General features: G+C 60.8%; 26 protein-coding genes and 1 riboswitch. Of the genes, 15 read left to right on the plus strand and 11 right to left on the minus strand.

Features of this window, described 5'->3' with window-relative positions:
- Positions 1-2 precede the first annotated feature (2 nt).
- Positions 3-1094: a 5-(carboxyamino)imidazole ribonucleotide synthase gene (locus IE111_RS06940; protein ID WP_189607803.1), complete on the plus strand. Its 1092-nt coding sequence runs from the start codon at positions 3-5 to the stop codon at positions 1092-1094.
- A 141-nt stretch (positions 1095-1235) separates the two neighbouring features.
- Here the strand turns inward: IE111_RS06940 and IE111_RS06945 are convergent, their stop codons facing one another.
- Positions 1236-1844, minus strand: a complete 609-nt coding sequence (locus IE111_RS06945) for a hypothetical protein (protein WP_189607805.1) — start codon at positions 1842-1844, stop codon at positions 1236-1238.
- A gap of 187 nt (positions 1845-2031) precedes the next feature.
- Positions 2032-3390 carry an MATE family efflux transporter gene (locus IE111_RS06950; protein ID WP_189607807.1) on the minus strand — a complete coding sequence of 453 codons (1359 nt, stop codon included), beginning with the start codon at positions 3388-3390 and terminating at the stop codon, positions 2032-2034.
- 384 nt (positions 3391-3774) lie between these two features.
- Between IE111_RS06950 and coxB the strand changes: the two genes are divergently transcribed.
- From coxB to IE111_RS06970, 4 genes are all read left to right on the plus strand, one after another.
- Complete coding sequence (gene coxB / locus IE111_RS06955; RefSeq protein ID WP_229805271.1) at positions 3775-4869, plus strand: cytochrome c oxidase subunit II; 1095 nt, start codon at positions 3775-3777, stop codon at positions 4867-4869.
- Between the two features lie 11 nt (positions 4870-4880).
- Positions 4881-6491, plus strand: a complete 1611-nt coding sequence (gene ctaD / locus IE111_RS06960; RefSeq protein ID WP_189607811.1) for a cytochrome c oxidase subunit I — start codon at positions 4881-4883, stop codon at positions 6489-6491.
- Between the two features lie 3 nt (positions 6492-6494).
- A complete protein-coding gene (locus tag IE111_RS06965) occupies positions 6495-7070 on the plus strand; it encodes a cytochrome c oxidase assembly protein (RefSeq protein ID WP_189607812.1) in 576 nt (191 codons plus the stop codon).
- A gap of 84 nt (positions 7071-7154) precedes the next feature.
- Positions 7155-8051, plus strand: coding sequence for a cytochrome c oxidase subunit 3 (locus IE111_RS06970; RefSeq protein ID WP_189607814.1), 897 nt, complete (start codon positions 7155-7157; stop codon positions 8049-8051).
- A 98-nt stretch (positions 8052-8149) separates the two neighbouring features.
- Here IE111_RS06970 and IE111_RS06975 read toward each other — a convergent pair whose 3' ends face one another.
- Positions 8150-8368 (minus strand): DUF2909 domain-containing protein, encoded by a 219-nt coding sequence (locus IE111_RS06975; RefSeq protein ID WP_189607816.1) that lies wholly within the window; start codon positions 8366-8368, stop codon positions 8150-8152.
- Between the two features lie 18 nt (positions 8369-8386).
- Between IE111_RS06975 and IE111_RS06980 the strand changes: the two genes are divergently transcribed.
- The 5 genes from IE111_RS06980 to IE111_RS07000 are packed head-to-tail and all read left to right on the plus strand — an operon-like array spanning position 8387 to position 12341.
- Entirely contained in the window at positions 8387-9100 is a 714-nt protein-coding gene (locus IE111_RS06980) for an SURF1 family protein (protein WP_189607817.1), read from the plus strand.
- Positions 9101-9103: 3 nt separating this feature from the next.
- Positions 9104-9706 carry a redox-active disulfide-containing membrane protein gene (locus IE111_RS06985; protein ID WP_189607818.1) on the plus strand — a complete coding sequence of 201 codons (603 nt, stop codon included), beginning with the start codon at positions 9104-9106 and terminating at the stop codon, positions 9704-9706.
- 10 nt (positions 9707-9716) lie between these two features.
- Positions 9717-10733 carry a COX15/CtaA family protein gene (locus IE111_RS06990; protein ID WP_189607820.1) on the plus strand — a complete coding sequence of 339 codons (1017 nt, stop codon included), beginning with the start codon at positions 9717-9719 and terminating at the stop codon, positions 10731-10733.
- Entirely contained in the window at positions 10726-11622 is an 897-nt protein-coding gene (gene cyoE / locus IE111_RS06995) for a heme o synthase (RefSeq protein WP_189607822.1), read from the plus strand. The genes IE111_RS06990 and cyoE overlap by 8 nt, the downstream gene beginning before the upstream one ends.
- 38 nt (positions 11623-11660) lie before the next feature.
- The gene (locus IE111_RS07000) at positions 11661-12341 is read left to right on the plus strand and encodes an SCO family protein (RefSeq protein ID WP_189607823.1); all 681 of its coding nucleotides are present in this window, start codon (positions 11661-11663) and stop codon (positions 12339-12341) included.
- Here the strand turns inward: IE111_RS07000 and IE111_RS07005 are convergent, their stop codons facing one another.
- From IE111_RS07005 to IE111_RS07015, 3 genes are all read right to left on the minus strand, one after another.
- Positions 12342-13532: a DUF418 domain-containing protein gene (locus IE111_RS07005; RefSeq protein WP_189607824.1), complete on the minus strand. Its 1191-nt coding sequence runs from the start codon at positions 13530-13532 to the stop codon at positions 12342-12344.
- Positions 13533-13761: 229 nt separating this feature from the next.
- Complete coding sequence (locus IE111_RS07010; protein WP_189607826.1) at positions 13762-14640, minus strand: hypothetical protein; 879 nt, start codon at positions 14638-14640, stop codon at positions 13762-13764.
- A gap of 140 nt (positions 14641-14780) precedes the next feature.
- The gene (locus tag IE111_RS07015; RefSeq protein WP_189607827.1) at positions 14781-15650 is read right to left on the minus strand and encodes a cobalamin-binding protein; all 870 of its coding nucleotides are present in this window, start codon (positions 15648-15650) and stop codon (positions 14781-14783) included.
- An 85-nt stretch (positions 15651-15735) separates the two neighbouring features.
- Positions 15736-15971: riboswitch (cobalamin riboswitch) on the minus strand.
- Between the two features lie 203 nt (positions 15972-16174).
- Between IE111_RS07015 and pip the strand changes: the two genes are divergently transcribed.
- The 4 genes from pip to IE111_RS07035 all read left to right on the plus strand — a co-directional run bounded on the left by pip (position 16175) and on the right by IE111_RS07035 (position 20466).
- On the plus strand, positions 16175-17143 hold the full coding sequence (pip, locus tag IE111_RS07020) for a prolyl aminopeptidase (protein WP_189607829.1): 969 nt from the start codon (positions 16175-16177) through the stop codon (positions 17141-17143).
- Entirely contained in the window at positions 17143-17580 is a 438-nt protein-coding gene (gene dtd, locus IE111_RS07025) for a D-aminoacyl-tRNA deacylase (RefSeq protein ID WP_189607831.1), read from the plus strand. The genes pip and dtd overlap by 1 nt, the downstream gene beginning before the upstream one ends.
- A 92-nt stretch (positions 17581-17672) precedes the next feature.
- Positions 17673-19826 (plus strand): diguanylate cyclase domain-containing protein, encoded by a 2154-nt coding sequence (locus IE111_RS07030; RefSeq protein WP_189607833.1) that lies wholly within the window; start codon positions 17673-17675, stop codon positions 19824-19826.
- A 148-nt stretch (positions 19827-19974) separates the two neighbouring features.
- Positions 19975-20466, plus strand: coding sequence for a P-loop nucleotide/nucleoside kinase family protein (locus IE111_RS07035; protein WP_229805290.1), 492 nt, complete (start codon positions 19975-19977; stop codon positions 20464-20466).
- Between the two features lie 34 nt (positions 20467-20500).
- Here IE111_RS07035 and IE111_RS07040 read toward each other — a convergent pair whose 3' ends face one another.
- The 3 genes from IE111_RS07040 to IE111_RS07050 all read right to left on the minus strand — a co-directional run bounded on the left by IE111_RS07040 (position 20501) and on the right by IE111_RS07050 (position 22584).
- Positions 20501-20845, minus strand: coding sequence for a hypothetical protein (locus tag IE111_RS07040; RefSeq protein ID WP_189607836.1), 345 nt, complete (start codon positions 20843-20845; stop codon positions 20501-20503).
- Positions 20846-20921: 76 nt separating this feature from the next.
- Positions 20922-21632, minus strand: coding sequence for a glutamine amidotransferase-related protein (locus tag IE111_RS07045; protein ID WP_189607838.1), 711 nt, complete (start codon positions 21630-21632; stop codon positions 20922-20924).
- Between the two features lie 100 nt (positions 21633-21732).
- Positions 21733-22584: a LysR family transcriptional regulator gene (locus IE111_RS07050; RefSeq protein WP_189607840.1), complete on the minus strand. Its 852-nt coding sequence runs from the start codon at positions 22582-22584 to the stop codon at positions 21733-21735.
- A gap of 108 nt (positions 22585-22692) precedes the next feature.
- Between IE111_RS07050 and IE111_RS07055 the strand changes: the two genes are divergently transcribed.
- A complete protein-coding gene (locus IE111_RS07055) occupies positions 22693-23070 on the plus strand; it encodes a MaoP family protein (protein ID WP_189607842.1) in 378 nt (125 codons plus the stop codon).
- A gap of 54 nt (positions 23071-23124) precedes the next feature.
- Here IE111_RS07055 and IE111_RS07060 read toward each other — a convergent pair whose 3' ends face one another.
- Both IE111_RS07060 and IE111_RS07065 read right to left on the minus strand, forming a co-directional pair.
- Positions 23125-23802, minus strand: a complete 678-nt coding sequence (locus IE111_RS07060) for a YiaD family glycine zipper/OmpA-like lipoprotein (RefSeq protein ID WP_189607844.1) — start codon at positions 23800-23802, stop codon at positions 23125-23127.
- Positions 23803-23882: 80 nt separating this feature from the next.
- Positions 23883-24392, minus strand: coding sequence for an Lrp/AsnC ligand binding domain-containing protein (locus IE111_RS07065; protein WP_189607846.1), 510 nt, complete (start codon positions 24390-24392; stop codon positions 23883-23885).
- Positions 24393-24625 lie beyond the last annotated feature (233 nt).

The raw sequence follows: 24625 nt of genomic DNA on the forward strand, positions 1-24625 counted from the left end.
CGATGCGCATCGGAGTGATCGGTGGCGGCCAGTTGGGTCGCATGATGGCGATGGCGGCGACGCCGCTGGGTATTCACATGGCGTTTCTGGACCCGAACAAGGGCGCCTGTGCCGGCGATGTCGGTTTGCTGGTGGAAGGCGCCTACGACGACCATTACGAGATCCGCGAGCTGATCAAGCATTCCGATCGCATCACTTTCGAGTTCGAGAACGTGCCGCCGGAGACGGTGGCGTTTATCGCTGACCAGGTGCCGGTTTATCCGTCGGCTCTGGCGCTGGAGACGGCGCGTGACCGTTGGCTGGAAAAGAACCTGTTTCAACGGCTGGACATCGCCACGGCGCCGGTCGCCGACATCGGCAGCCAGGACGATCTGGATCGTGCCGTCGAACGCATCGGGCTACCGGCCGTACTGAAAACCCGGACGATGGGCTACGACGGCAAGGGCCAGAAAATCCTCCGTACGACCGACGACGCAGCCGGTGCGTTCGAAGAGCTGGGCTCGGTACCGATGATTCTGGAAGGCTTTATCGATTTCGACTACGAAGTCTCCTGCATCGGCGTGCGTTCGGCCAATGGGGATTTGGCGTTCTATCCGCTGACGCGCAACGAACACCGCAACGCCATTTTGCACCGCAGCGAGCCGGTGGCCGATCATCCGTTGCAGGCCACGGCCGAAACCGCGGTCGGTCAGGTGATGGCGGCGCTGGATTATGTCGGCGTGCTGGCTTTCGAATTTTTCGTGGTCGGTGATCGCTTGCTGGCCAACGAAATTGCCCCGCGTGTGCACAATTCCGGTCACTGGACCATCGAGGGCAGCACCTGCAGTCAGTTCGAAAACCACATCCGCGCCGTCGCCGACCTGCCGCTGGGTCATACCGGTCGGATCACGCCGTCGGTGATGTACAACCTGGTCGGTGCCCTGCCGTCGCGCGAGGCCGTGTTAGCCATCCCCGGCACCCATTGGCACGATTATAGGAAAGACCCGCGACCGGGGCGGAAGATCGGGCACATCACGGTAACGGCGGCCACGCCGGCCGAGCTCGAAGAGCGTTGCGCTCAGCTCGACCCCCTGTTGTGTAACGACCTGGGGTGAAACGGGTAGGGCAGAAGAGGCTACGCCGACATCTGCCGTGGGTAGGATGCGGTGCTAATGGTTAATCCAGTGGCTGGTTATCTTAAGGTCGGCAGATATCGGCGTAGCCTCTTCTGCCCTACAAAACAAAGCCTCAGCCCGTTACACAAATACCATCTTCAAACCGTGGCGCTGGGCCAGGCAGGGCCAGGGCCGTTCGGGATCGGTCACCAGGGTGTCGACATTGTCCACCGGCCCGGCCAGACCCGGCAAACCGTCGATGATTTCCATCCCCGCCAGATCCAGCCGGTTGGCGTAACCATCCCCGATCAGGGTATGCACCATCAGGTTGGCCAGTGCCATGTCCCAGCTCAGCAACGGCCGGCCGCTGTGCAGGCGCAACCGATCGTGCATTTCCTCCAGCAGCCGTTGTCCGAAATACACCTTGTCGAGCACGCCCACCATGCCGTAGTCCAGGCGCTGCGGGTCGATGGCGGCGAAAAACTGATCCAGGATGGCGGTCAGTTGGGCCATGGCCGACGTGCGCTCCAGGGAATCGCAAATACCGTCCGCTTCGGCCAATAGAACCGGCAACAGCAATACATACTGATGCAGCATGGCCGAGAGCCGTTCCTCCGGCTCGCCATGTTCCACGATAAAGACGTTCGGGTGTTTTTGGTAAAACTTGTCCAGAAACCGCTTCAGGCTGGTCTGACTGTCCGGAGCGTCCAGTGCGTTGTTCAATACGGTATTGATGTGACTCGATGACATGGGCAGCGGCCCCTTACCACGATAACACTCAGGTTCCGATGCCGTAGCGCGAGCATCGAAGTTCCCTGTTTCCAGGTTCCGAAAATGATCCAAAGCCATACTCATATCCTGACCATATGATCGGAGTGTAGCTTAGACAGGGCTTATTGCCCGTTCGAGCCCCGAAAAAATTCAGGAAAATCAACGATCAGCGTTTGGTTTGTGAAACCGTCGACAGTGCATTTGTGTCCGCCCTGGTCGTTCCAGGGCGAACCCGGAACCAAAAGATCGCCAGCATCCACATCGATCGGGTCAGGAACAGCAGCGAAAATCCGAACCACAGCCAGTGGTTGCCCGGGGGTAGCCACTGGCTGGCCACAATAAAGACCACGAAGCCCGCGATGACGCCGTTGCGCATGTCCGAGGTGCGTCGCGCGCCGATGAAGACGCCGTCCAGCCAGAATGCCAGCCCGCCGATGACCGGCAGCAGAGTGATCCAGAATCGGTAGCGGTCGGCCTGCTGTTGCAGATCCGGTTGGCTGGTCAGCAAATCGATGATGACCCCGCCGAGGGCACCGAACGTCAATGTCATCAGCGCCATCAGTCCGGCGGCGGACCACCCCGTTGTCCACAGGACCTGCGACAGCAAACGCGGACTGCCACGCCCGGTCGCCATCCCCACCTGGGCTTCGGCCGCCGCCGCACTGCCGTCCAGGGTGTTGGAGATCAGCGTCAGGAAGGTCAGCAGAATGGCGTTGCCGGCCAACACCAGATCACCCAATTGGGCGCCCAAACGATTGAACCAGGCAAATCCCAGCAGGAGTAGAAAGGTGCGCAGGAACAGGCTGAAACTCACCGAGAAGATGGCCCGATAGGCGCTCAGGCGCGTCAACAGATCCCGATCCAGCCCCGGTGCCAGCCCTTTCAGTGTCTTGCGCAGCGTGATCAGCACCAGAGCCAGGGCCAGGTACTCGCTGATCACGGTACCCAGCGCGATGCCGTCGGTGGTCATGCCGACGCCATAGACCAGCACCACGTTCAGGACCAGATTCACCATCTGCGCCAGCGAGACGGTGTAGAGGCTGATGCGCGTATTCTGCAGACCGGTGAAAAAACCGAGCAACATGGTGTTGAAGACCTGGGCCGGCACGCCCCAGATGCGGATGCTCAGGTACAGGTCCGCCTGCGCGGTAACCTCGGCCGAGGCGCCCATGAACGCCAGCCCGTGATCGATCAGCCAGCCATGGCTGAGCACCACCAGAGAGATCAGACCGAGAGCCACCAGGCTGTACTGGGCCAACTGAGTACGCACACGGCCGGCGTCCCGCGCCCCCCAGGCCTGGGATGTGAAGCCGGACAGCCCCATCGACAGGAAATTGAAGCCCCAGAACACGAAAGCCATCAGACTGGACCCCAGCGCCACACCGGCCAGGTAGACACTGTCATCCAGGTGCCCGAGTACGGCCGTGTCGACCAGGCCAAGCAACGGCAGCGACAGATTGGCCAGCATGACCGGCCACATCAGCCCCCAGGTGCGTACCCAGGCCTGGCGCGGAATGTTTCTCATTGACACAGTTCCTGTTCGAGGGACCCTTGCGAGCAAAAAAAGAATGGCGCCATAATTGCGCTAACGTCTTGTTTTTACAAATAAAATTGACGAATGACCGGGGTTTATAACTGAGTCGCCCGGTAACAGACGCTTGGGTTTTAAAAATATCCGTGTTTATACTAACTTCGACCGTTTCTGAATCGGGTTAACCGGGGTTTCTGGATCGGCGTACGACAAGAGAGTGGCGGGGTCTCACCGACCTGGCCATGGGCACCGTCGTGCCGTGCAGTACCAGAGACGGCCAGGGAATCGAACAACCATTCCCCATCCGGTACTCCCTATACAATAACAATGCAGAGGTGAAGGATGCAGACAAGGCTGCTTCGAGGGCTTTTTGCCCTTATGGCGATGCTGCTCGGGTCCTGGGCTCAGGCCGACTGGACATTGAACATGCCCAAGGGCGTGACGGACATCAGCCAGGAAGTGTACGGGTTGCACATGCTCACATTCTGGGTGTGCGTGATCATCGGCATCATCGTATTCGGGGTGATGTTCTATGCGATGTTCAAGCATCGTAAATCCAAGGGCGCCGTTTCGGCCAATTTCCACGAAAGCACCAAGGTGGAACTGGCCTGGACATTGATCCCGGCGGTGGTGATTTTCGCCATCGGCGTGAAGGCCACCTATACCCTGGCGGATATGTACAACACCGACGACTCGGAACTGACCGTCGAGATCACCGGGTACCAATGGAAGTGGCGGTACCGGTATCTGAACGACGATCCGAACGCCGAGGTCAGTTTCTTCTCCAATCTCGCGACCTCCCGCGACGAGATCAACAACCGCCTCGACAAGAACGAGAATTACCTGCTCGAGGTGGACGAGCCCCTGGTGCTGCCGGTTGATCAAAAGGTCCGTTTCGTGCTCACCGCGGCCGATGTCATCCATTCCTGGTGGGTGCCGCAACTGGGCGTCAAGAAAGATGCCATTCCCGGCATCGCCAACGAAGCCTGGACCATCATCAATGAGACCGGCACCTACCGTGGCCAGTGCACCGAGCTGTGCGGCAAGGACCACGGCTTCATGCCGGTCGTGGTCGAAGCCGTGCCCCAGGAGGAATTCGACACCTGGCTGGCCGGCAAACAGGAAGAAGCGCGCAAGCTGGCCGAGTTGACCGAGAAAGACTGGACCATGGATGAACTCATGGAACGGGGTCGCCAGGCCTATCAAACCACCTGCGCGGCCTGTCACGGTCAGAATGGCGAAGGCGCCGGCTTCCCGGCTCTGGCGGGCAGTGCCATTGCCACCGGCCCGGTCGAAGACCACATCGACATCGTTGTGAACGGTGTGAACGGTACGGCCATGCAGGCGTTCGGCGCCCAGCTGAGCGAGGTCGATATCGCCGCCATCATCACCTACGAACGCAACGCCTGGGGTAACAACGTCGGCGACATGGTCACGCCGGTCGATATCCTCAACTACAACGCCGGCCAATAAGGAGAAGTGACATGACGACTGCGACTCACGACCATGATCACGCGCATCACGGGCCGGCCAAGGGGATAACCCGCTGGCTCTATACCACGAACCACAAGGACATCGGCACGATGTACCTGTGGTTCAGTTTTGCCATGTTCCTGCTCGGCGGCACCTTCGCGATGGTGATCCGCGCCGAGCTGTTCCAGCCGGGTCTACAGCTGGTGCAGCCCGAGTTCTTCAACCAGATGACCACCATGCACGGTCTGATCATGGTGTTCGGCGCGGTGATGCCGGCCTTCGTCGGTCTCGCCAACTGGATGATACCGATGATGATCGGCGCGCCGGACATGGCGCTGCCGCGAATGAACAACCTGAGCTTCTGGATCCTGCCGTTCGCCTTCGCGATGCTGGCCAGTACCCTGTTCATGGAAGGCGGCGCGCCCAACTTCGGCTGGACCTTCTACGCGCCCTTGTCGACCACCTATGCGCCGCCGAGTGTGACCTTCTTCATCTTCGCGGTGCACATCATGGGCGCCAGTTCGATCATGGGGGCGATCAACATCGTCGCCACCATCCTGAACATGCGCGCCCCGGGCATGACCCTGATGCGTATGCCGCTGTTCGTCTGGACCTGGCTGATCACCGCCTACCTGCTGATCGCGGTCATGCCGGTTCTGGCCGGTGTGGTCACCATGATGCTGATGGACATCCACTTCGGTACGGCCTTCTTCAACGCCGCCGGTGGCGGTTCGCCGGTGCTGTTCCAGCACGTCTTCTGGTTCTTCGGGCACCCCGAGGTGTACATCATGATTCTGCCGGCCTTCGGCATTGTCTCGGCCATCATCCCGGCCTTCGCCCGCAAACAGTTGTTCGGCTACAGCTCCATGGTGTACGCCACCGCATCGATCGCGTTTCTGAGCTTTATCGTCTGGGCGCACCACATGTTCACCGTCGGCATCCCCTTCCTGGGTGAAGCCTTTTTCATGTGGGCGACCATGCTGATCGCGGTGCCGACCGGGGTGAAGGTGTTCAACTGGGTCACCACCATGTTCCGGGGCTCGATGACGTTCGAGACGCCGATGCTGTTCGCCGTCTGTTTCGTGGTGCTGTTCACCATCGGCGGTTTCTCCGGCCTGATGCTGGCCGTGGCACCGGCCGACTTCCAGTATCACGACACCTACTTCGTGGTGGCGCATTTCCATTATGTGCTGGTGCCGGGGGCGGTGTTCTCCATTATGGCGGCGGTTTACTACTGGCTGCCGAAATGGAGCGGCAAGATGTACAACGAGACCCTGGGCAAGGTGCACTTCTGGCTCAGCTTCGTCGGCGTCAACGTCCTCTTCTTCCCGCAGCACTTCCTGGGTCTGGCGGGCATGCCGCGCCGGATTCCGGACTACGCCCTGCAGTTCGCCGACTTCAACATGATCTCAAGCATTGGCGGCTTCCTGTTCGGCGCCAGTCAGCTGTTGTTCCTCTACATCGTGGTGCACACCATCGTCGCCGGCAAACCGGCCAAGGCCAAACCCTGGGACGGTGCCGAGGGCCTGGAGTGGTCGGTGCCGTCGCCGGCGCCCTACCACACGTTCGAGACGCCGCCGGATATCGACAAGGCGCCCCAACTCGACCGTAAAGAGCCCTGATCGATGAGCGAGCACCGGACCGATACCGAACGCAAGAGCGGTGGCCACCACTCGGTGGTGGTCAAATCCCTGCTCGCGGTCGTGGGCATGCTGGCCTTCGTCTTCGTCGGTCTGGTGCCCATGTACAACCTGATCTGTGAATGGACCGGCGTGACCGGCCGAACCACTGGGGCGAGCGAGGTTCAGAATTTCGTCGTCGCCGAGGATAGGCCGATCAAGGTCCAGTTCCTGGCCACGAACAACGCCGACATGCCCTGGGAGTTTCGTCCCATGGTCAAGCAGGTGACGGCGAAACCGGGTGAGTTGGTGCAGGTGAATTTCTACGCCCGCAACAAAACCCGGCGGGACATGACGGCCCAGGCCATTCCGAGCCTGTCCCCGTTCGAGTCCACGCCCTACTTCCACAAGACCGAGTGTTTCTGTTTCAACCAGCAACCGCTGGCCGCCGGCGAAGATGTGGAAATGGGCCTGGTGTTCCAGATCGACCCCGATCTGCCGGACTGGGTGCGCACGATCAGTTTGAGTTACACGCTCTACGATATAACCGAACAACAGGAGGTGGCCTCCGCCAAGCCCTGAACGGGCCGGCGGCAGGCAGAGCCGAATTTGCCATTGTGAGCCCGCGCGCCGCGCGGGTAACAAAAAGAATAAATGGAGAGTGCTATGTCCAGCAGTGCAAACCATGAACACTATTACGTACCGGCGCAAAGCCGACTACCGGTGTGGATGGCCTTTGCCATGTTCCTCACCGTCTTCGGCCTCGGTAGCATGTTTAACGATATGTCGGCCGGCCGGGAATCCTCGAACGCCCAATGGTTCTTTATCGCCGGTTTCGGTGTGTTGGCCGTTGTTCTGTACAACTGGTTCAGCCAGGTCATTCGCGAAAACCACGCCGGCCTGAACAGTCAGCAGCTGAAGCAGTCCTACGTCTGGGGCATGGGTTGGTTCATCTTTTCCGAAGTGATGTTCTTCGCCGCGTTTTTCGGTGCCCTCTTCTATGTGCGTAACCTGGTCGGTCCCTGGATTGGCGGCGAAGGCGCCAAGGGCGTCACCAACTACCTCTACCCGGGCTTCGAATTCAGCTGGCCGCTGATGAACAACCCGGACAACGAACTGTTCAGAGCGCCGGAGGCCATCATTCATGCCTTTGGTCTGCCGCTGCTGAACACCATCATACTTGTCGTTTCCAGTGTCACCCTGACCATTGCCCACCACGCCCTGCGTGCCGAGAACCGCAAGCAACTGAACATCTGGCTGGGCATTACCATCGTCCTGGGTCTGGCGTTCCTGTTCTTCCAGGCCGAGGAATACATCGAAGCCTACAGTCACCTGGGCCTGACCCTGGAAAGTGGCATTTATGGTTCGACGTTCTTCATGCTGACCGGGTTCCACGGGGCGCACGTCACCATCGGGACCTTCATGCTGATCGTTCAGTTCCTGCGTTCCCTGCGCGGTCACTTCAAACCGGACGATCATTTCGGGTTCGAGGCATCGGCCTGGTATTGGCACTTTGTGGACGTCGTCTGGCTCTGCCTGTTCGTCTTTGTCTACTGGATCTGAACACGGGGATGCTTCGCGGCCGATAGGCTCCGGCCGGCGGGGTTACAGAAAGGCTCGAATCGGCCGGATAAGGTGTTCCGGCTGATTCGCTCCCGCTGTCAGTAGCGCCCGCTCCAGGGCGCGTTCTGCGTCAGTTCACCGGTTACAAAGCCGACTATCAGTACGACGATGATCAGTACCGCCAGCGAGACCCGGATCGTCAGCAATTTCACCAACCGTTTGGATTCCGGTTCATCCTTGAACAAGGCAACGAGACCGCCGCTCAACGACAGCAGCATGGCGATGATCAGGATTATCAAGATGGCTTTCAGTAACATCGAACGGTGTCCCCTCTGATGTTTCGACCGGGCTGGCGCCTGACCGCATTTGTCGGTGTGTTTTTGCCACTGTTCGTGACTTTGGGAGTCTGGCAGCTTAACAGAGCTGACCAAAAAACCCAGCTGGTGGCGCGGATCGAAGCCGGTCAGGCCAGCGTGAAATCGCTGAACCGCCGGACCGAACCGCAGCCCTATCAGCGCTATGCCGTCACCGGACGGTTATCGACCGAACGAGTCTGGCTGTTGGACAATCGGACCCATGAAGGCCGCGTCGGTTACGAGGTCTGGGCGCCGCTTGCGACCGACCATGGATGGTATCTGGTATCGCTCGGCTGGGTGTCCGGTACCGGCGACCGGCAGCGCCTGCCCGAGGTCGAACTGCCCGACGGTGAGCGCCGCTGGATCGGTCAATCGCGGCCTTTGAGCGACAGCATCGTCCTCGGCGAAACGCCGCTGGCCGATCAGTGGCCCCAGGTGGTGCAGCGCATTCAACCGCAGGCCATGGCCGAGCGCATGCAAATGCCTGAACCCAAGGGCCTGCTGCAACTCGAAGCCGGCCAGGCCGGCGTCGGCCCGGTGATCTGGACACCGACGGTGATGTCCCCCGAACGGCACCAGGGTTACGCCGTTCAATGGTTTGCAATGACGGTCGTCCTGTTGATGATGTATGGCTACGCCGGATGGCGTCGAAGCGACCGGGGGTCGACATCGACCACCGGCGAAAACGAATGATTGATGTCTGGAGATAACCGCATGACCGAAGGCCACGCCAGCGGGTCCAAAACAAACTACAGCCGCGTCCAGTTGCTGATCATCCTGTTGACGCCCTTGATCGTCATGGTGGCTTCGACGGCGCTTTATTACTCGGGCTGGCTGGTACCGGACGAGCGGGTGAACCACGGCGAGCTACTCGATCCGGTTCTGTCGCTCGACGATCTGGGTCTTGAACTCGAGGTCGTCAATCCTGAACGACAGTGGCTCTGGATCCAGACCGCTATCGATTGCGATGCCGCCTGTCTTGAGGAAGTGGCTCGACAGCGGCAGATTCAGGTCGCGCTCGGCAAATACGAGCCGCGCGTTAAACGGGTGTTACTGACCGAGACCACCGGTCTCGATGAATTGAGTGGCGACTATCCGGGCATGAGCGTCGTCAACCGCCCCGCCGCTGGCTATTCGGCCGATTTTCGGGATCGAATCCCGGTGGAATTCGGCCGGGAGAACTTCATTTTCGTCGTCGATCCGCTCGGCAATATTCCGTTGTATTTCACGCCGTCGAACGACTACAAGGAACAGCTTGAGGACATGAAGCAGCTCCTCAAGTTGTCCACCATCGGTTAAGGGCGCCACCATGTTATCTCTACAGGGAACCAAACCCGGATTTCGACTGTCGGTATTCGCCACCCTCTTCGCCATCGGCGTGGTCGGACTCGGCGCCTTTACCCGACTGGTGGACGCCGGTCTCGGGTGTCCGGACTGGCCCACCTGTTACGGCCACGTCTGGGCACCGCAAACCCAGGAGGAAATCTCCGCCGCCAACGCCGCCTTTCCGGAAATTCCGGTCGACCACGCCAAGACCTGGCCGGAAATGGTGCACCGCTACCTGGCCTCGGCTCTCGGACTGCTGATCATCGGCATCGCCGCGGCGGCGTTTCGCCATCGCAAGCGGCCCGATCAGCCGTTCAAACTGCCGATGTTCCTGCTGTTCCTGGTGATTTTGCAGGGCGCATTCGGCGCCTGGACGGTCACGCTGAAACTTTGGCCGCAGGTGGTGACGGCTCATTTGATGGGCGGCTTCACCACCTTCACCCTGCTCTGGCTGCTGACGCTGAGGCTCGGCGGCTACCGGTCGACCTCGTTGTTTTCACTGCACCAGCGCGCCCTGCCGCGAGGGCTGGCGGCCCTGGCTCTGGTTGTGGTCATCGGCCAGGTATTTCTGGGCGGATGGACCACCTCGAACTATGCTGCTCTGGCGTGTCCGGATTTCCCGATGTGCCAGACCCAGCTATGGCCGGAGATGAATTTCGGCGCCGGTTTCGATCTGGCCCATCCGATCGGCCCCAATTATCTGGGCGGTCATCTCGACATCCCCTCGCGCACGGCCATACATATGGCCCACCGGATCGGCGCATTGATCACGACGGTGGTGTGCCTCTGGCTGGCGGTCCGGTTGATCCGCGAGCGGTTCTCGGGCCTGGGGGTCACGCTCTTGCTGATCCTGTCGGCGCAAGTCACACTGGGCATCAGTAACGTTGTTTTCGGTCTGCCGCTGACCGTGGCCGTCCTGCACAACCTGGGCGGCGCACTGTTGCTCGCAACGGTGGCGACGGTCAATTATGAGCTCTATCGGGAGGCGAACCATGTCTAAAACCGCGACGGCCCGCCATCAGGGGCTCTGGCACGATTTCTATGAGATGACCAAACCCAAGGTGGTGATGCTGATGCTGATCACCGCCTGGGTCGGCATGGCTTTGGCCCCGAGCGAAAGCTTCCCGCTGGCCGGCGTGGTTCTGGGCACGCTCGGCATCGCCGCACTGGCGGCTTCGGGTGCGGCTTTCAACCATTTGCTGGACCGTAAGATCGACCAGCGCATGGCCCGCACCCATCGTCGGCCGGTGGCCACCGGCCGGGTCAGCATGCAGCAGGGCGTGGTCTTCGCCGGTTCGCTGACCGTGCTCGGTTTCATCGTGCTCTACCTGTGGGTCAATACCCTGACCGCCTGGCTGACGCTGGCCTCCATGGTCGGCTATGCCGTGATCTACACCGGCTTTCTGAAACGGGCCACGCCGCAGAACATCGTCATCGGCGGCCTGGCTGGCGCCATGCCGCCCTTGCTGGGCTGGACCAGCGTCACCGGTGAGATCGGTGCCCTGCCGCTGTTGCTGGTGCTGATCATCTTCGCCTGGACGCCGCCGCATTTCTGGGCACTGGCCATCCATCGCATCAAGGATTATCAGAACGCCGAGATTCCGATGATGCCGGTCACCCACGGCATCGCCTACACCAAGATGCACGTCTGGCTGTACAGCTGGTTGTTGCTGGCGATTTCGTTGCTGCCGTTCGCGACGCTGAACATGGGCCCGGTCTATGCCGTTTGCGCCCTGGCGTTGGGGCTGCGTTACCTGCAATGGAACTGGTGGTTGTTGATGGATCGTAAAGCCAACGCCGCCTGGGGCTCGTTCCGCTTTTCCATCACCTATTTGCTGTTACTATTCGTGGCGCTGTTGCTCGACCACAGCGTAAGAGCCCTGTTCTAAGAACAGGGTTTTGAGGAAAGTGTTCTGAGGAGAGCGCCTTGACCGGCCATACCGCGACCGACCCGACCCGCCAACAACAGCGCCGCATCCTGATCACCGTTGTGGCGTTGATCGGCATCGTGCTGGCCCTCTTTGTCGGCGTGATGATACGCACGCTGCTGGCGACCCCGGATCTGAAAGCCGAACTGGAAACGCGTAGCGCCCTCTATTTCGACCCGCCGCGCAGCGTCCCGGCCGTGGACCTGGTCAACCATCACGGCGAAGCCTTCAATACCGCGAATTTCGACGGCCGTTGGCAGCTGATCAACTTCGGCTACACCCATTGCCCGGACATCTGCCCGACCAACATGATGGATATGGCCAAGGCCAATGAATTTCTGGCGGCCGAAGGGTTGGCCGACCAGACCCAGATGTGGATGATCACCGTTGACCCGGCACGGGACACCCCTGAAAAACTCGCCGACTACGTGCCGTTTTTCGACGACAGTTTCATCGGCCTGACCGGTGACATCGATGAGCTTCAGCCGCTGGCGCAGCAGCTCAATACGGTGTTCTACAGTGAAGGCAGCGGTGATGTGAACGAAGCCTATACCGTTGCCCACAGCGACAACATGGCCATTCTCAACCCCGACGGCGAATACGTCGCCCTGTTGCGCCCGCCGCACCGGCCCAAGCAGATTGCCGAAGTCCTGTCCCTGCTGATCCAGTACGCCGACTGATCAGCGTTGTCCCGGCGCCCCGGACCACCGTGTCAGGTGGCGCCACAGCCATTCCATCGGACCCTGCTGAAACACGTTCAGCCATACCATCGACAGCGCGATATTCACCGCCCAGATGCCGAGCGTGACCGGGACCAGCTCCACCAGCGTAAGACGTTCATACCAGCCGAGTCCGTGGCCGTAAAACAGGCCGGTGGCGATGACGCTTTGCAACACATAGTTCGTCAGCGCCATGCGTCCGACCCGTTCCAGCGCGTGAACCAGGCGCGGCCAGAGACCGCTGCGATAGAACAGTACAGCGAAGCCGAGATAGGCCTGGGCCATCATCAGGGCGCCGAGGTAGGCCAGTACGTCCCGACCCAAGGCGACCGTCCCCAGACTGAAACCGTTCGCGGACTGATAGAGGTAGGCGGCCTGGGTCAACACCAGGCCCGGCACCAGCCACCCCAGCGACCACAACCCGTAAAACGACGGCCGGTATACGGCCCGGGCGATGCCCAGCCGGAACAGCGCGATCCCCACCAGCATCAGACCACCGACGAACCAGACCAGATAGAACGGCAGCCCCAGCAGGTGCATGTCCAGGCTGGACTCGATACGCCAGTTCAGCGCTTCCAGCCAGGTTCCGCGATGGGCGGCGATGTCCGCGTCGATCCCGCCGATGGACGTCTGATACAGCTCGGCGCGAGCCTCCGGGGTATAGAGCCAGACGTCCAGCAGGCTCAACAGCAGCGGAATGGATAGGAAAACGAAGGCGGTCTTCAGTTGCCGTCTTATCGTCCAATTCAGGGCCGGCGTCAGCACCAGCGCCGTGACCGCGTAGGCCACCAGGATGTCGCCGTCCCAGATCAGGTAGGCGTGCACCAGGCCAATGACCAGCAGACCCAGGTTGCGCCGCAGATGAATCGACCGGACGCTCCGCCCGGCGGCCAGGGCGTTACTCGCGACGATCCAGTTGCTGATGCCGAACAGCATTGAAAACAGCGCGATGAATTTCTGTTCGACGAACAGATAACCGATGGCATGGACCAAAGTCTCCGCGGCGGACAGCGAATCCCGGATGCCGGGGCTCAGATAGGCCAGTTCGACCTGGGCGAACGCCTGGATATTCATCACCAGAATGCCGAGGACCGCGAGGCCGCGCAGCATGTCGAGGAAGGGGATGCGGGGGATCGAAGTGGCAGCGGTCACGGGCCGTGGTGTCCTGGGTTGGGGATCCGGCCGGCCAGTGTCCGTTGTTTGCGGGGCACACTCAAGTTGTTGGTGTGTCGTAGGGCGGAAGAACCGAAGGCGTTATCCGCCGTTGAGTGGTTTGCGACGCGGATGGATCGTGTTGTGGCTCGATTCCTAACGGCAGATAACGCCCTTCGGGCCCGAAGCCGGGATGCCGGACCAGACGTACCACTTCTGCCCTACCTGATTATTCCCAGACGCTGGTGATGGTCGATTCCACCTCGACTGGGCGCCAATCCTTCACCTGTCGGTTGATGAACCCTGCGTCCTCATAGGCCCGGGTCACCACGCCCTCTTTCTTTAACCGCATCAAGCCCAAATGCAGCGAGGCATTGAAGTAGCTGCCATCCGGGTGGGAGCGGGAAATCGCGAAATGGCGTGAGCCGGTCAGGCCGATCTTGACCCCCGGGATCGGCACCAGGGTGCCCTCTTCCAGAGTCAGGACCATATCCTCGGTGCGTTGAAACGGCGCCAGCAGGTAGTCCTGTTCACCGGTAAAGACGGCATCCACCATTTCGCCCCAGGTGTCGGCGTGGGTCACCCGGGCGCCGAACGCGTTCAGCGTCTGCCAGTCGATGACCCAGTTGCGACTGGAGACCCCTCTGAGCCGGCGCAGTTCGCCGTCGGATCGGGCGGTCAGGGCATCGCGGTTGGCCTGGGGGGTGTAGAACCCGGCTTCGAACTGACCGCGTTCAATCACGGCGGTGGTGATGTAGAGGTCTTCCCAGCGCTCGGTCAGATCGTTCATCCAGGCGCTGGTGGCCGAGGCGATGGCGGTGCCTTCGACCAGGGCTTCCAGCGTCTTGGCATAGTCGGCTTCGGTTTCGAAGCGCAGTTCGAAATCCGAATTGGCGCGGTCCAGCGCTTGTTGCATCAGGATGACTTCGACCACATCCCGGCGACTGCCGGGGCCGGAAAAGTCCGTAATCTCCAGCGGGTCCCGGCCGTCGACCAGTTGTTGATAGTCCGCCCAGACATCGGGCGGCACCAGGACGGTGATCGGGTCGGCCAGTGCAGCCGGCAGCAGGGACAGAAAACACAGGAATTTTATTATTGGTTGTTTCATGACAGCACCCAGCATGGCTGAAGGATGCTGTGAGTAAAGCTCAGTATAAATACCAATGCAATACCATTTTAACAAATGGTATCTATAATCGGCTAAATTACGACCATTGGTATTGTCTTTACTGGCCTTTGAACCGTTGCTCAGTACACTTCGGAGCGCAGTCGATCCAGATCCCGACACAGCTGTCCAGCGCCGATCAGCAGGCTGGGCGTTGGCCGGTGCATGGTGTCCGGGTCGACCGTGACCAGGGCGTTGTTGTTCACAGCCTGGAGCTGCGGCCATTCGGTCCAGGGGGATTCGGCCTCGTTGCCGACGGGGCCGGTCACGATGACCTGGGGGTCCTGCTCGAACACCGCTTCGAGACTGATTTGCGGCGAGATCACCGGCAGGTCGGCGAAGACATTGCGGCCGCCGCACAGGTCGATGATATCGCTGATGAAGCTCTCGCCGTTCAGCGTATAAATGGGGTCGTGCCAGACTTCGTAGAACACCGACAAGGTCTCCCGGTCGCCGTAACGGCTGCCCAGTTCGCCGATGGCGGTCTCGAAGGTAGTGGCCGCGTCGTTCGCCGATTCGTCCAGCCCGGTCAGGCGTCCGAAATCCCGCAGGGCGTCGGCGATGGTGGTGAAGGTCTGCGGGTCGCTGTGAAAGACCGTCAGCCCCATGCGTTTCAGTTGCTCGACGTCCTTCATCGCGGGCCCGCTGGTGAAGGCGATCAGCAGATCCGGTTTCAGATCGATGATCGCCTCCTGATTGAGGGCGTTGTAGTCGCCGATGCGCTGGATATCCCGGGCGGCCTTGGGATAGTCGGAATAGTCGACGGTGGCGATGATGCGATCGCCGGCACCGATCTCGAACATCAACTCGGTGGCATGAGGCACCAGAGTGATGACACGCTGTGCCGGTTCATCCAGTGTGATGTCCTGACCGGTATCATCGGTCAGTGTGATCTCGGCCAGGCCGGTCAGTGGCAGTAAGAGGCCGAATAATAAACAGAACAAGCGGTTCATCTGGGGGTCTCCCGTGATTCGATGTCGAACGGGAACGCCCGCGAACGGTGGCCGGGCAAGGCCGGATGTCCAGGGTCGCGTGGATTGGCGTTCAGCCACTCTGGCAGGTCTTCGGACTTGGGGGCGGATGCGAACGAGTTCGCATTGGCCTCGAAGGGCGGCTTCCCATCGGTCTCGCCGACAGTGCCACAATGCCCGTCTCGTTCCCCCTCACCGCTGCGCGACAGTTCCGGATTCGCACCGGATTCCCTCGTCCCGATCAATGAGGACGTTCCGGCCCCTTCAAGTGGGGCCGGAAACACCAAAGTCCGGCGATGGTAGGCAATCGACTCCCGACGATCAAGGCGAACACTGGGCAGCACGTCGGGCCTGTGTCATTATGCTCGATTAAACCCGAGCGCGATTCTCCAGGGAGCCGACGACGGCTGGTTCAAGGCTCCCCAGGGAACGGTCAGGACCGTCGATGTGTTTCTGGTACGGCGCTCCCGGTTGGGAGAACGGACGGCTGGCAACGAGGAACCCGAATGTTACCGCTCTATCCCGAGTTACGCCCTTTCAAGACTGAACAATTGCCGGTGACGGACGGTCATCGGCTTTATATGGAGCAATCCGGAACCCCGGGCGGTTTGCCCGTGGTGGTGGTGCACGGTGGCCCCGGTGCGGGCTGTTCCGCACAGATGCGCCGCTTCTTCGATCCGGAACGCTACCACATCATCCTTTTCGATCAGCGCGGCTCCGGCCGGTCCGAACCCCACGCCGAAACCTCGGCCAATACCCCGACCGATCTGGTGGCGGACCTGGAGCGGATTCGAACCCACCTCGGGCTGGACGACTGGATCCTGTTCGGCGGCAGCTGGGGCACAACCCTGTCCCTGCTGTACGCCGAACAATACCCGCAGCACACCAAGGCGTTGATCCTGCGCGGCGTCTTCCTGGGCCGCCAGGCCGATCTGGACTGGCTCTACAAGAACGGCGCCGCCCGTTATTTCCCCGAGGAATGGGAGCGTTTCATCGAACCGGTCGACGGCAAGAACGGCAACGACCTGATCGAGAGTTACTACCAACTGCTGCACGGCAGTAACGACCTGGCCCGGGTGAGCGCGGCCAAAGCCTGGGCGCGCTGGGAAGCGGTCAACGCCTCACTGCGGCCCAGCCAGCAATCGCTCGACTATTTCACCGCCACCCATGTCGCCCTGAGCCTGGCGCGCATCTCCAGCCACTATTTCCGCAAACGGTGCTTTCTCGAGGAGAACCAGATATTGCGGCACAGCCAGCACCTGGAGGGGATCCCCGGCACTATTGTGCACGGTCGCTACGACATGATCTGCCCGCCGGACCAGGCCTGGCAGCTGGCGATGCACTGGCCGGATGCCGAGCTGGACCTGATCCGTGAAGGCGGCCATTCCGCCTTCGATCCCGCCATTGTCGACGCCCTGGTGCGGGCCACCCAACGCTGGGCGCATCATTTCGGCAGCGGTGACGGGGAAGCCTGATGAAAGCCCTGATCCAACGTGTGAGCCAGGCCCGGGTGGACGTCGACGGAGAGACGGTCGGCGCCATCGATCAGGGGCTGCTGGTGCTGGTGGGCGTCGACCGGGACGACGGACCGGAGGCGATCGACAAGCTGGCGCACAAACTGCTCCATTACCGGGTGTTCGGTGACGAAGACGGCCGCATGAACCTCAATGTTCAACAAGTGAACGGCCAGTTGTTGTTGGTGTCGCAATTCACCCTGTCCGCCGACACGCGCAAGGGGCTGCGTCCCAGCTTCACTTCGGCGGCGCCGCCGGCCGAGGGCGAGTCGCGCTTCAACGAACTGGTCGCCGCCGTGCGCGAGCGGTACGATCGCGTTGAGACGGGACAATTCGGAGCCGACATGAAAGTCTCGCTGCTGAACGATGGCCCCGTGACCTTCCTGTTGGAGTGTTGAAACGGGCCGTGGCGGACACCCACGACACCCCGGACTCGTCGTCGACCGCCCAACCCTCTAAACTGGTTGTACGTTATTAACGAGAACTCGACTTGACCACCATCCCTGCCAGCGATCCGCCATTCGACGATCGGCTGCTGCAGGCCTGGAAGCTGATGATCAGCGACCCGGCCAAGGCATTGGCTTTGGTGCGTCATGCTCGCACACTGTTCGAGCCGAACGAGTTGCAACGCTGCCAGTTGGGGTTCCACGAAGGCTGGTGCCACATATTCCTGGGCGACTACATCGAAGCCCTGAAATGGCTGTCGCAGGCGCTGTCGCTCGCCGAGCGGCTGGAAAACAACGCCGAGATCAAGCGTGCCTGCAACGGCATCGGCATGGCCTATCACAGCATGGGTCAATACGGTCAGGCGCTGCAATATTACGAGCGCTCGCTGGAACTGAACCAGCAGGCCAATGACATCAACGGCATCTTCGCCGCCCTGCAAAACCTGGCCGCGCTGCATTATGAAATCGACGACCTGGAGACAGCCGAGAACCTCCTGAACGAAGCCCTGGGGCTCGATACCGGTCCGGTAAGCCAGGAGAACCTGGGCGAGGCGGCACTGCAGCAGGCGCAGATGCACAGCAAGCTCAACCGCTTTCAGGATGCCCTGCTGGGCTGCCGCGCAGCCCTCAACTACGCTCGCCAGCTCGACTACGACCACCTGGAAATCCAGGCGCTTATCGCTGTCGCCCGATGCCAGCGACTGCAAAACCGGCTGGTCGAGGCCGAAACCACGCTCCAGGTCACCATCGACCACCCCGAATTCGACAAAGAGGGCGTGGCCGGCCTGAACGCCTTCATCGAACTGGCCAAGACCCAGGCCACCACGGGGCATTTCTCCACCGCCGTGCGCACCCTACGTCAGGGCTTGCGGCGCGAAGGCTTGCCCGAATTCAGCCTGATTCAGCAACGGGCGCTGGAAACGCTGTCGATCTGCCTGGAAAAAGCCCGCAAGTACCGCGCCGCCATGCTGGTGATGCGTCTGGCGCTCGACATGGAGCGCAAACTGCAGAACCAGGACATCCGCCGGCAGATGGAACTGCGCCGCTTCCAGTCGGAAATGGATGCCGAGCGCCTGGCGCGCAAGATCACCGATCATGAAAACAAGCTTTTAAAGGCCACCCAGTCGCGCCTGCAATTGATCAACGAGCTCTCCCAGCAACTGACGGCTTCGCTGGATGTGGACGAGATCGGTCGCAAACTGTATGAGATCGTCGCCGAGCGGCTCGACGTCCATTTTGTCTCGCTGGCGCTGAACCGGCCCGAAGCCGGGGCCATCGAATTCCGGATGATCATCGACAACGGGGTCGATATCCCCGTCTACAGCATTCCCCACAGCGTGCGTGACAGCCGGGCCGTGCGAACCATCCTCGGCGGTGAACCCATCCTGTTGGGCGATGAAAGCCGCGACGCCCAGATCCAGTGGGTGGGCGACAGCCGTATTTTGCCACGTTCCCAGCTGTTCATACCGCTGGTTCACAACCACGACGTGCTGGGCATGTTCTCGCTGCAGAGCGCTGTGGAAAACCGCTTTACGCACGAAGAGCTCGACCTGCTGACGTCCCTGGCGCCGTTCGTCGCCATCACGCTCAGCAACGCCATGAGCCACCAGCAATTGTCCGAACTGAACCAGGCGCTCACGCACGAGAAAACGCAGATCGAAGCCGCGCACGAGCGCATCGAGCACATGGCCAACCACGATACTCTGACCGGCTTGCCCAATCGGCGGCTGCTGGCCGAATTCGTGGAGGACAAGGTATTGTGCGCCAATGCCCAGGGTCTGGGGTTTTATCTGGTCTACATCGACCTGGACGGATTCAAACCGGTCAATGACCGCTACGGCCACCGCGTTGGCGACAGGGTACTCACCGTTCTTTCCCACCGACTGCGCGACTCGCTGCGCAAGACCGATTTCGCAGCCCGCGTCGGCGGAGACGAATTCATCATCATCATCGACGACTTCGACAGCCGGAGCTCGCTCGATGCCTTCATTCGACGCATCCTCAACGTCATTGAAAAACCGGTGCAGATTGAACAGGATCGATTGGCCGTCTCCGCCAGCATCGGCGTCGCCCGCTATGGTCAACACGGGCGGGACCTCGACCACCTGATGCACCACGCGGATCTCGCGATGTACGACATCAAACGCTCCGGCAAGGGCGGGATAGCGTACGCGGGGAAAGCGTTGCCGCCGCTCTAGACCAACCGGGTGCATTCGATGGCGGGACAACAAATCAAAACCGGGATGCGTTTCTTGGGAATCCGGTCTCATTTCGTTCGATAGGATTAATCGATTACGAAGTTGGCCTGATCCCGCAACCTATGAGGGATAAGAAACCACAGTGAATATGTTGGGAACCCTGTATTTCATGACCGGCAAAATGGGCGCCGGTAAGTCGACTTTCGCGGAGCGATACGCCCGGGAGCATTCCGTCGCCCTGATATCCGAGGATGCATGGCTGGCCGCACTTTATCCGGACGAAATCCGGAATTTCAGCGACTTTCTGGATCGACACAAGCGCCTGTTGTCCGTCATGCAGCCGCATATTCAGAGTTTATTGCAGGTGGGTACCTCGGTCATTCTGGATTTCCCTGCGAACACAGTCGCTGCCCGACAGGGCTTCAAACAACTGGCCGAGGCGGTCGGCGCCAATCACCAACTGTTCCATCTCGATGTGGCCGATGAGTTATGCCTGAGCCGACTGGAAACGAGGCGGACCGAACAGCCTGAAAGAGCGCACTTCGATACACCCGAGGTGTTCGAGCAGGTCACAGCCCTGTTTGAAGAGCCGACGTCGGATGAGGCCCTGAACGTGACGGTGGTGACCCACACCGGATAACGCCTCAGTTGGGGCACTTACCGGACGAGCCGGGTCAGCCGCTGAACGTAATGATCTTCACCGCCAAACTCAGAAACGCCACCAGACATACCAGCCAGGCCCAGAACACCAGGGTTTCCCAGAACAATCGGAGCTTATTGCCCAAGCCTTCGTTAGACGGGCCCTCGGGCCGGCTGATCGCCAGCAGTATGCCCATCAACAGCAGGCCCAGTCCGGCCACCCAGCCGGTGAACAACTGGTCGCCGCGTAAATCCGGAAAGGCGACCGCGACGGCGATCATCGCCGGAAAGCTGAGCGTACCCAGGATCAACAGCGGCCAGGTCAGAAATCGCAGCGGGTGGAAGAGTTTCAGAACCCGGTGTTGCAGTCGCATCAGCATGGTGTGTGGTCCAGTCCTAATCAGCGTTCGGGGTCGAGGGTGCAATGGTGCCGGCGGGTTGTAAAGCCCCGCCCTATCAGCGCTGTACCGTTTGCTCCAGGAACCGCTTCATCCACTGACCAATGCGTACGCCTTCGTGCGGGTCTTCCATCGAATCCCGAATGGCGCTCATCTGCTCCGGGGGAACATCGCTCTCGCGCAGTGGCAGCAGGACCTGTTCGTATTCCTTGGTGAATTCCGGGTGCCCCTGGAAGCACAAGACCTTGCCCGGAATGTAGAAGGCGGCGTGTTCACAGAACGGGTTGGTCAGCAGGGGCCGAGCTTGCGGAGGAATCGCGGTGACCTGGTCGCGATGGCTGACCAGCAGGCTGACCGGCTGGTCGTTGTCGGCGAACGCGGGCTGCTCCAAAACCTCGTAACTCATTACCCCCAGGCCCCAACCCTGGTGAAACCGTTCGGCCCGTCCACCCAGGGCATGGGCCAGCAACTGGTGCCCGAAACAGATCCCGACCATGGGTTTGCCGTGGTCGTAGAGGGTGCGCACATAGTCGCGCAGGCGGACGATCCAGTCGTCGTCGGCGAAGGCGTCGTGCTTGCTGCCGGTGACCAGAAATGCATCGAACCGGTCGAAATCCAACGGGTATTGGTCGTGAATGACCGGAAACACCTCCATCTCCCAGTCGACGCCGACCGCCTCGAACAGGTTCAGAAACATCCGCCCATAGCCGACAAAAGTGGGCTGATGCTCGGGACGCAGGACATCGGTTTCGAGAATGGCGAGTTTCATCGAGTCACTCCAACAAGGTTTGGTAACGGATATCGGTGCTGGCCCCGGGTGATGCAAGCCCCGGGCCCGGGGTTCCGACTGTCGGCCTCGGGTAATACCGTCAGCGGCGGACAAGGCAGTCGATCACCGGCGATAGACTGTCCAGATCCGGATGGTGGGCGTGGTGCGCCAGGTACAGTGTCTTGTGCATCTCGCCGTAGGAGTCGATGCGCTGCCAGTCATCCGGTTCGGCATCGAGCAGCGAGGTGGGCAGGAAAGCACTGCCCTGGTGCCGCCGCACGAACGCCATGGCCAGACGGGCATCCCCAGTGTGCAGCACTGGCGATGGTGAATGGGCGAAACGCTTGGCGTGATCAATCATAAACCGCGTGCCCCAGTCGACCAGGACATAGGCATCGGTCAGCGCCCGTTCGATGTCCGCCCCGGCCGGGGCCGCCATGACCAGGGTCAGGGGTTGCAGCGCGACCGTCTTCAGTTCGTCCACCTTGGGCGGGTCGGTCAATACCGCCAAATCCAGCGTGCGTTCCAGCAGGCGGCGAACCATCAAATCGCCGGTCAGCGTATCCGCCCGCCAGAGTACGTCCGGAAACCGCTCGTGCAATTCCCCGAGCGCCTCACCCAGCCAGGCACTCCAGATATTGGCCGACGCGCCCAGTGTCAGGGCGCGATGCTGATCGTCGCGGCTGGAGACTTCCTGCTGCGCCCGTTGCCAGGTGGTGATGATGGTCTCGGCATGCACCTTGAGCCGCTCACCGGCGTGGGTCAACTGCAGGTTGTTGCGGTGGCGGTTGAACAGGGGAGTGCCCAGTTGGGTTTCCAATTGGCGAATGCGAAAACTGACCGCGGACTGGGTCAGATAGAGGTTTTGCGCGGCGTGGCCGAAATGGCGGGTCTTGCACACTTCAAGGAAGGTTTTCAGTTGCTGGATGTCCACCGGCGGTTGGCCTCGCATGCATCGAATTGATTGATCCTGATCGCAAAAATTACTCGTTTTACTTGGCCGCGTACAGGCTTTATGAATGCGCTCATGAACCGGGCCCCAACCCCTGGAGGACAATCGATGAGTGACGCATTCAGCCCCGAAGGCTATACCGTATTCAAACCGTTCAACGACAGCCGCAATTACCCCTACGGCCTGGAGCGCTCCGGCGACTACTCCATTCGCGAAGCCAGCGTATTGCGTCGTCTGGGCGAGACGTTTCGGCGTCTGGAAGTGGGTGAATACACACCGGCCAACGAAGTCGAAGCGCAGTTCGTGAAGATGATTCGCGGAGAGAAGGAAGCCAGCACCGATTGCGAGAAGCTCTGGCTGAAATATCGGGCCAAGGTCGAAGGCAAATCACGCGCCGGGTTCTCGTTCACGTCGAGCTACTACTACGCCAAGGGCGCCCAGCACTTCCACTCGGACGACGATTTTTCCAGCGATTTCGGCGACTGATCCTAGCCGAAACGGTGGACCGGGGCTTGTTAACCGCCCCGGCCCTTCAGCCGATCACTCGTCGGCGACAATCGCTTCCAGGCTGATTTCGACGCGCCGGTTCTGGGCGCGGCCTTCGGCGGTATCGTTGGTGGCGACCGGCCGACCCTCACCGTAACCCTCGGCGGCGATCCGCTCGAACGCCACGCCCTGCGCCAGCAGGACCTCGGCCACGCTGGCCGCGCGACGTTCGGACAGCAACTGGTTATAGCTGTCGCTGCCGGTGCTGTCGGTATGGCCTTCGATGGTCACCAGGGTGTTTTCATATTCCTGCACCACCTTGGCGACGGATTGCAGGGTATTCATGAACTCCTGTTTGACATCGGAGCTGTCGGTCGCAAAGGTGATGTTGCCGGGCATGATCAGATCGATCTGGCCTTCCTCGGTACGCACCACCTGAACGCCGCTGCCGGTCAGTTCCTCGCGCAGCTCGGCCTCCTGGCGATCCATGTACAGACCGACACCACCGCCGGCCACACCGCCGATACCGGCGCCGATCAATGCGCGTTTGGCGCGCTCTTCCTTCGGCGCCGTAGCCGCCCCCAGAACCGCGCCTATCAGGCCGCCGGCGATGGCGCCCTTGGACGTGTTGCTGACCTGGGATTCCCCGGTAAAGGCGTCCATCGTGGTACAGCCACTCAATACCGCACCGCTCAAGGCCACGGGCAATGCCAGTTTTTGCCAGGTTTTCATCGAATTCCTTCCTCCGGTTGAGACACACAGTCTGTTTGTATATGAATTCATGTCAGAGTAGACCGCCGGACCCTCGTGTATCAACGCTTAAAGCGGTGGCTGATCAGATCCAGCGGCAAAAGGGCCGTCTGCTTGGCTTCCTCCATCACGATGTAGCTCTTGGACTCGCGCACATGCGGCAGGGCCACCAGCAGTTCCCCCAGGTATTTGCGGTAGCTGCCCAGGTCCGTCAATCGCAACTTGATCAGGTAGTCGGACTGGCCGGACACCAGATGGCATTCCTGAACATAGCTGAGCCCGTCGACCGCCTTGCGAAACTGGTCGAAGGCCTCCGGCGACTGGTTCGACAGGGTAATCTCGATAAACACCAGCAAGTCGAGGCCCAGCGCCCCAGGGTCTATTCTCGCATGATAACCCTGAATCACGCCTGAACTTTCCAATCGCTTGACCCGGTCCATACAGGGTGTCGTTGACAGGCCCACCCGTTCGGCCAGCTCCACATAGGACATGCGGGCGTTGTCTTGCAGGGCGCGCAGGATTTTCAGGTCGATTCGATCCAGCTTGCGGGATTTGGCGTGACGGTCCGTCATGAGGTTCCACCCAGGGTTTCCGGGCCAAGGATACCGGCGGCCCGGGAACCAGGCAACGCGGGAGCGGCGTTAGGCCGGCACCGGGCTTCGAAAACGCCCGGAAAACGGATTTTTCGCCCGGCCCGGCGCGCAAACGGTTGACGATTCGGGCCGGACTCCGTACTATTGCGCAGCTCAAACGCCAAGGCGATTTCGGGTGTTCAAAACCCAATGAAATCAACTGCTTACGTTTG

This window comes from Saccharospirillum salsuginis, assembly GCF_014651855.1.
GTDB classification, from domain to species: domain Bacteria; phylum Pseudomonadota; class Gammaproteobacteria; order Pseudomonadales; family Natronospirillaceae; genus Saccharospirillum; species Saccharospirillum salsuginis.

Bases quoted from the DNA above. Each gene is read 5' to 3' on its own strand.
- IE111_RS06990 (WP_189607820.1), top strand. From the start codon at position 9,717: ATGTTATCTCTACAGGGAACCAAACCCGGATTTCGACTGTCGGTATTC.
- IE111_RS06970 (WP_189607814.1), top strand. From the start codon at position 7,155: ATGTCCAGCAGTGCAAACCATGAACACTATTACGTACCGGCGCAAAGC.
- coxB (WP_229805271.1), top strand. From the start codon at position 3,775: ATGGCGATGCTGCTCGGGTCCTGGGCTCAGGCCGACTGGACATTGAAC.
- IE111_RS07010 (WP_189607826.1), bottom strand. From the start codon at position 14,640: ATGAAACAACCAATAATAAAATTCCTGTGTTTTCTGTCCCTGCTGCCG.
- dtd (WP_189607831.1), top strand. From the start codon at position 17,143: ATGAAAGCCCTGATCCAACGTGTGAGCCAGGCCCGGGTGGACGTCGAC.
- IE111_RS06950 (WP_189607807.1), bottom strand. From the start codon at position 3,390: ATGAGAAACATTCCGCGCCAGGCCTGGGTACGCACCTGGGGGCTGATG.
- IE111_RS06965 (WP_189607812.1), top strand. From the start codon at position 6,495: ATGAGCGAGCACCGGACCGATACCGAACGCAAGAGCGGTGGCCACCAC.
- IE111_RS06975 (WP_189607816.1), bottom strand. From the start codon at position 8,368: ATGTTACTGAAAGCCATCTTGATAATCCTGATCATCGCCATGCTGCTG.
- IE111_RS07015 (WP_189607827.1), bottom strand. From the start codon at position 15,650: ATGAACCGCTTGTTCTGTTTATTATTCGGCCTCTTACTGCCACTGACC.
- IE111_RS06985 (WP_189607818.1), top strand. From the start codon at position 9,104: ATGTCTGGAGATAACCGCATGACCGAAGGCCACGCCAGCGGGTCCAAA.
- IE111_RS06940 (WP_189607803.1), top strand. From the start codon at position 3: ATGCGCATCGGAGTGATCGGTGGCGGCCAGTTGGGTCGCATGATGGCG.
- cyoE (WP_189607822.1), top strand. From the start codon at position 10,726: ATGTCTAAAACCGCGACGGCCCGCCATCAGGGGCTCTGGCACGATTTC.
- IE111_RS07065 (WP_189607846.1), bottom strand. From the start codon at position 24,392: ATGACGGACCGTCACGCCAAATCCCGCAAGCTGGATCGAATCGACCTG.
- IE111_RS07050 (WP_189607840.1), bottom strand. From the start codon at position 22,584: ATGCGAGGCCAACCGCCGGTGGACATCCAGCAACTGAAAACCTTCCTT.
- IE111_RS07045 (WP_189607838.1), bottom strand. From the start codon at position 21,632: ATGAAACTCGCCATTCTCGAAACCGATGTCCTGCGTCCCGAGCATCAG.
- ctaD (WP_189607811.1), top strand. From the start codon at position 4,881: ATGACGACTGCGACTCACGACCATGATCACGCGCATCACGGGCCGGCC.
- IE111_RS06980 (WP_189607817.1), top strand. From the start codon at position 8,387: ATGTTTCGACCGGGCTGGCGCCTGACCGCATTTGTCGGTGTGTTTTTG.
- pip (WP_189607829.1), top strand. From the start codon at position 16,175: ATGTTACCGCTCTATCCCGAGTTACGCCCTTTCAAGACTGAACAATTG.
- IE111_RS06945 (WP_189607805.1), bottom strand. From the start codon at position 1,844: ATGTCATCGAGTCACATCAATACCGTATTGAACAACGCACTGGACGCT.
- IE111_RS07060 (WP_189607844.1), bottom strand. From the start codon at position 23,802: ATGAAAACCTGGCAAAAACTGGCATTGCCCGTGGCCTTGAGCGGTGCG.
- IE111_RS07040 (WP_189607836.1), bottom strand. From the start codon at position 20,845: ATGCTGATGCGACTGCAACACCGGGTTCTGAAACTCTTCCACCCGCTG.
- IE111_RS07055 (WP_189607842.1), top strand. From the start codon at position 22,693: ATGAGTGACGCATTCAGCCCCGAAGGCTATACCGTATTCAAACCGTTC.
- IE111_RS07035 (WP_229805290.1), top strand. From the start codon at position 19,975: ATGTTGGGAACCCTGTATTTCATGACCGGCAAAATGGGCGCCGGTAAG.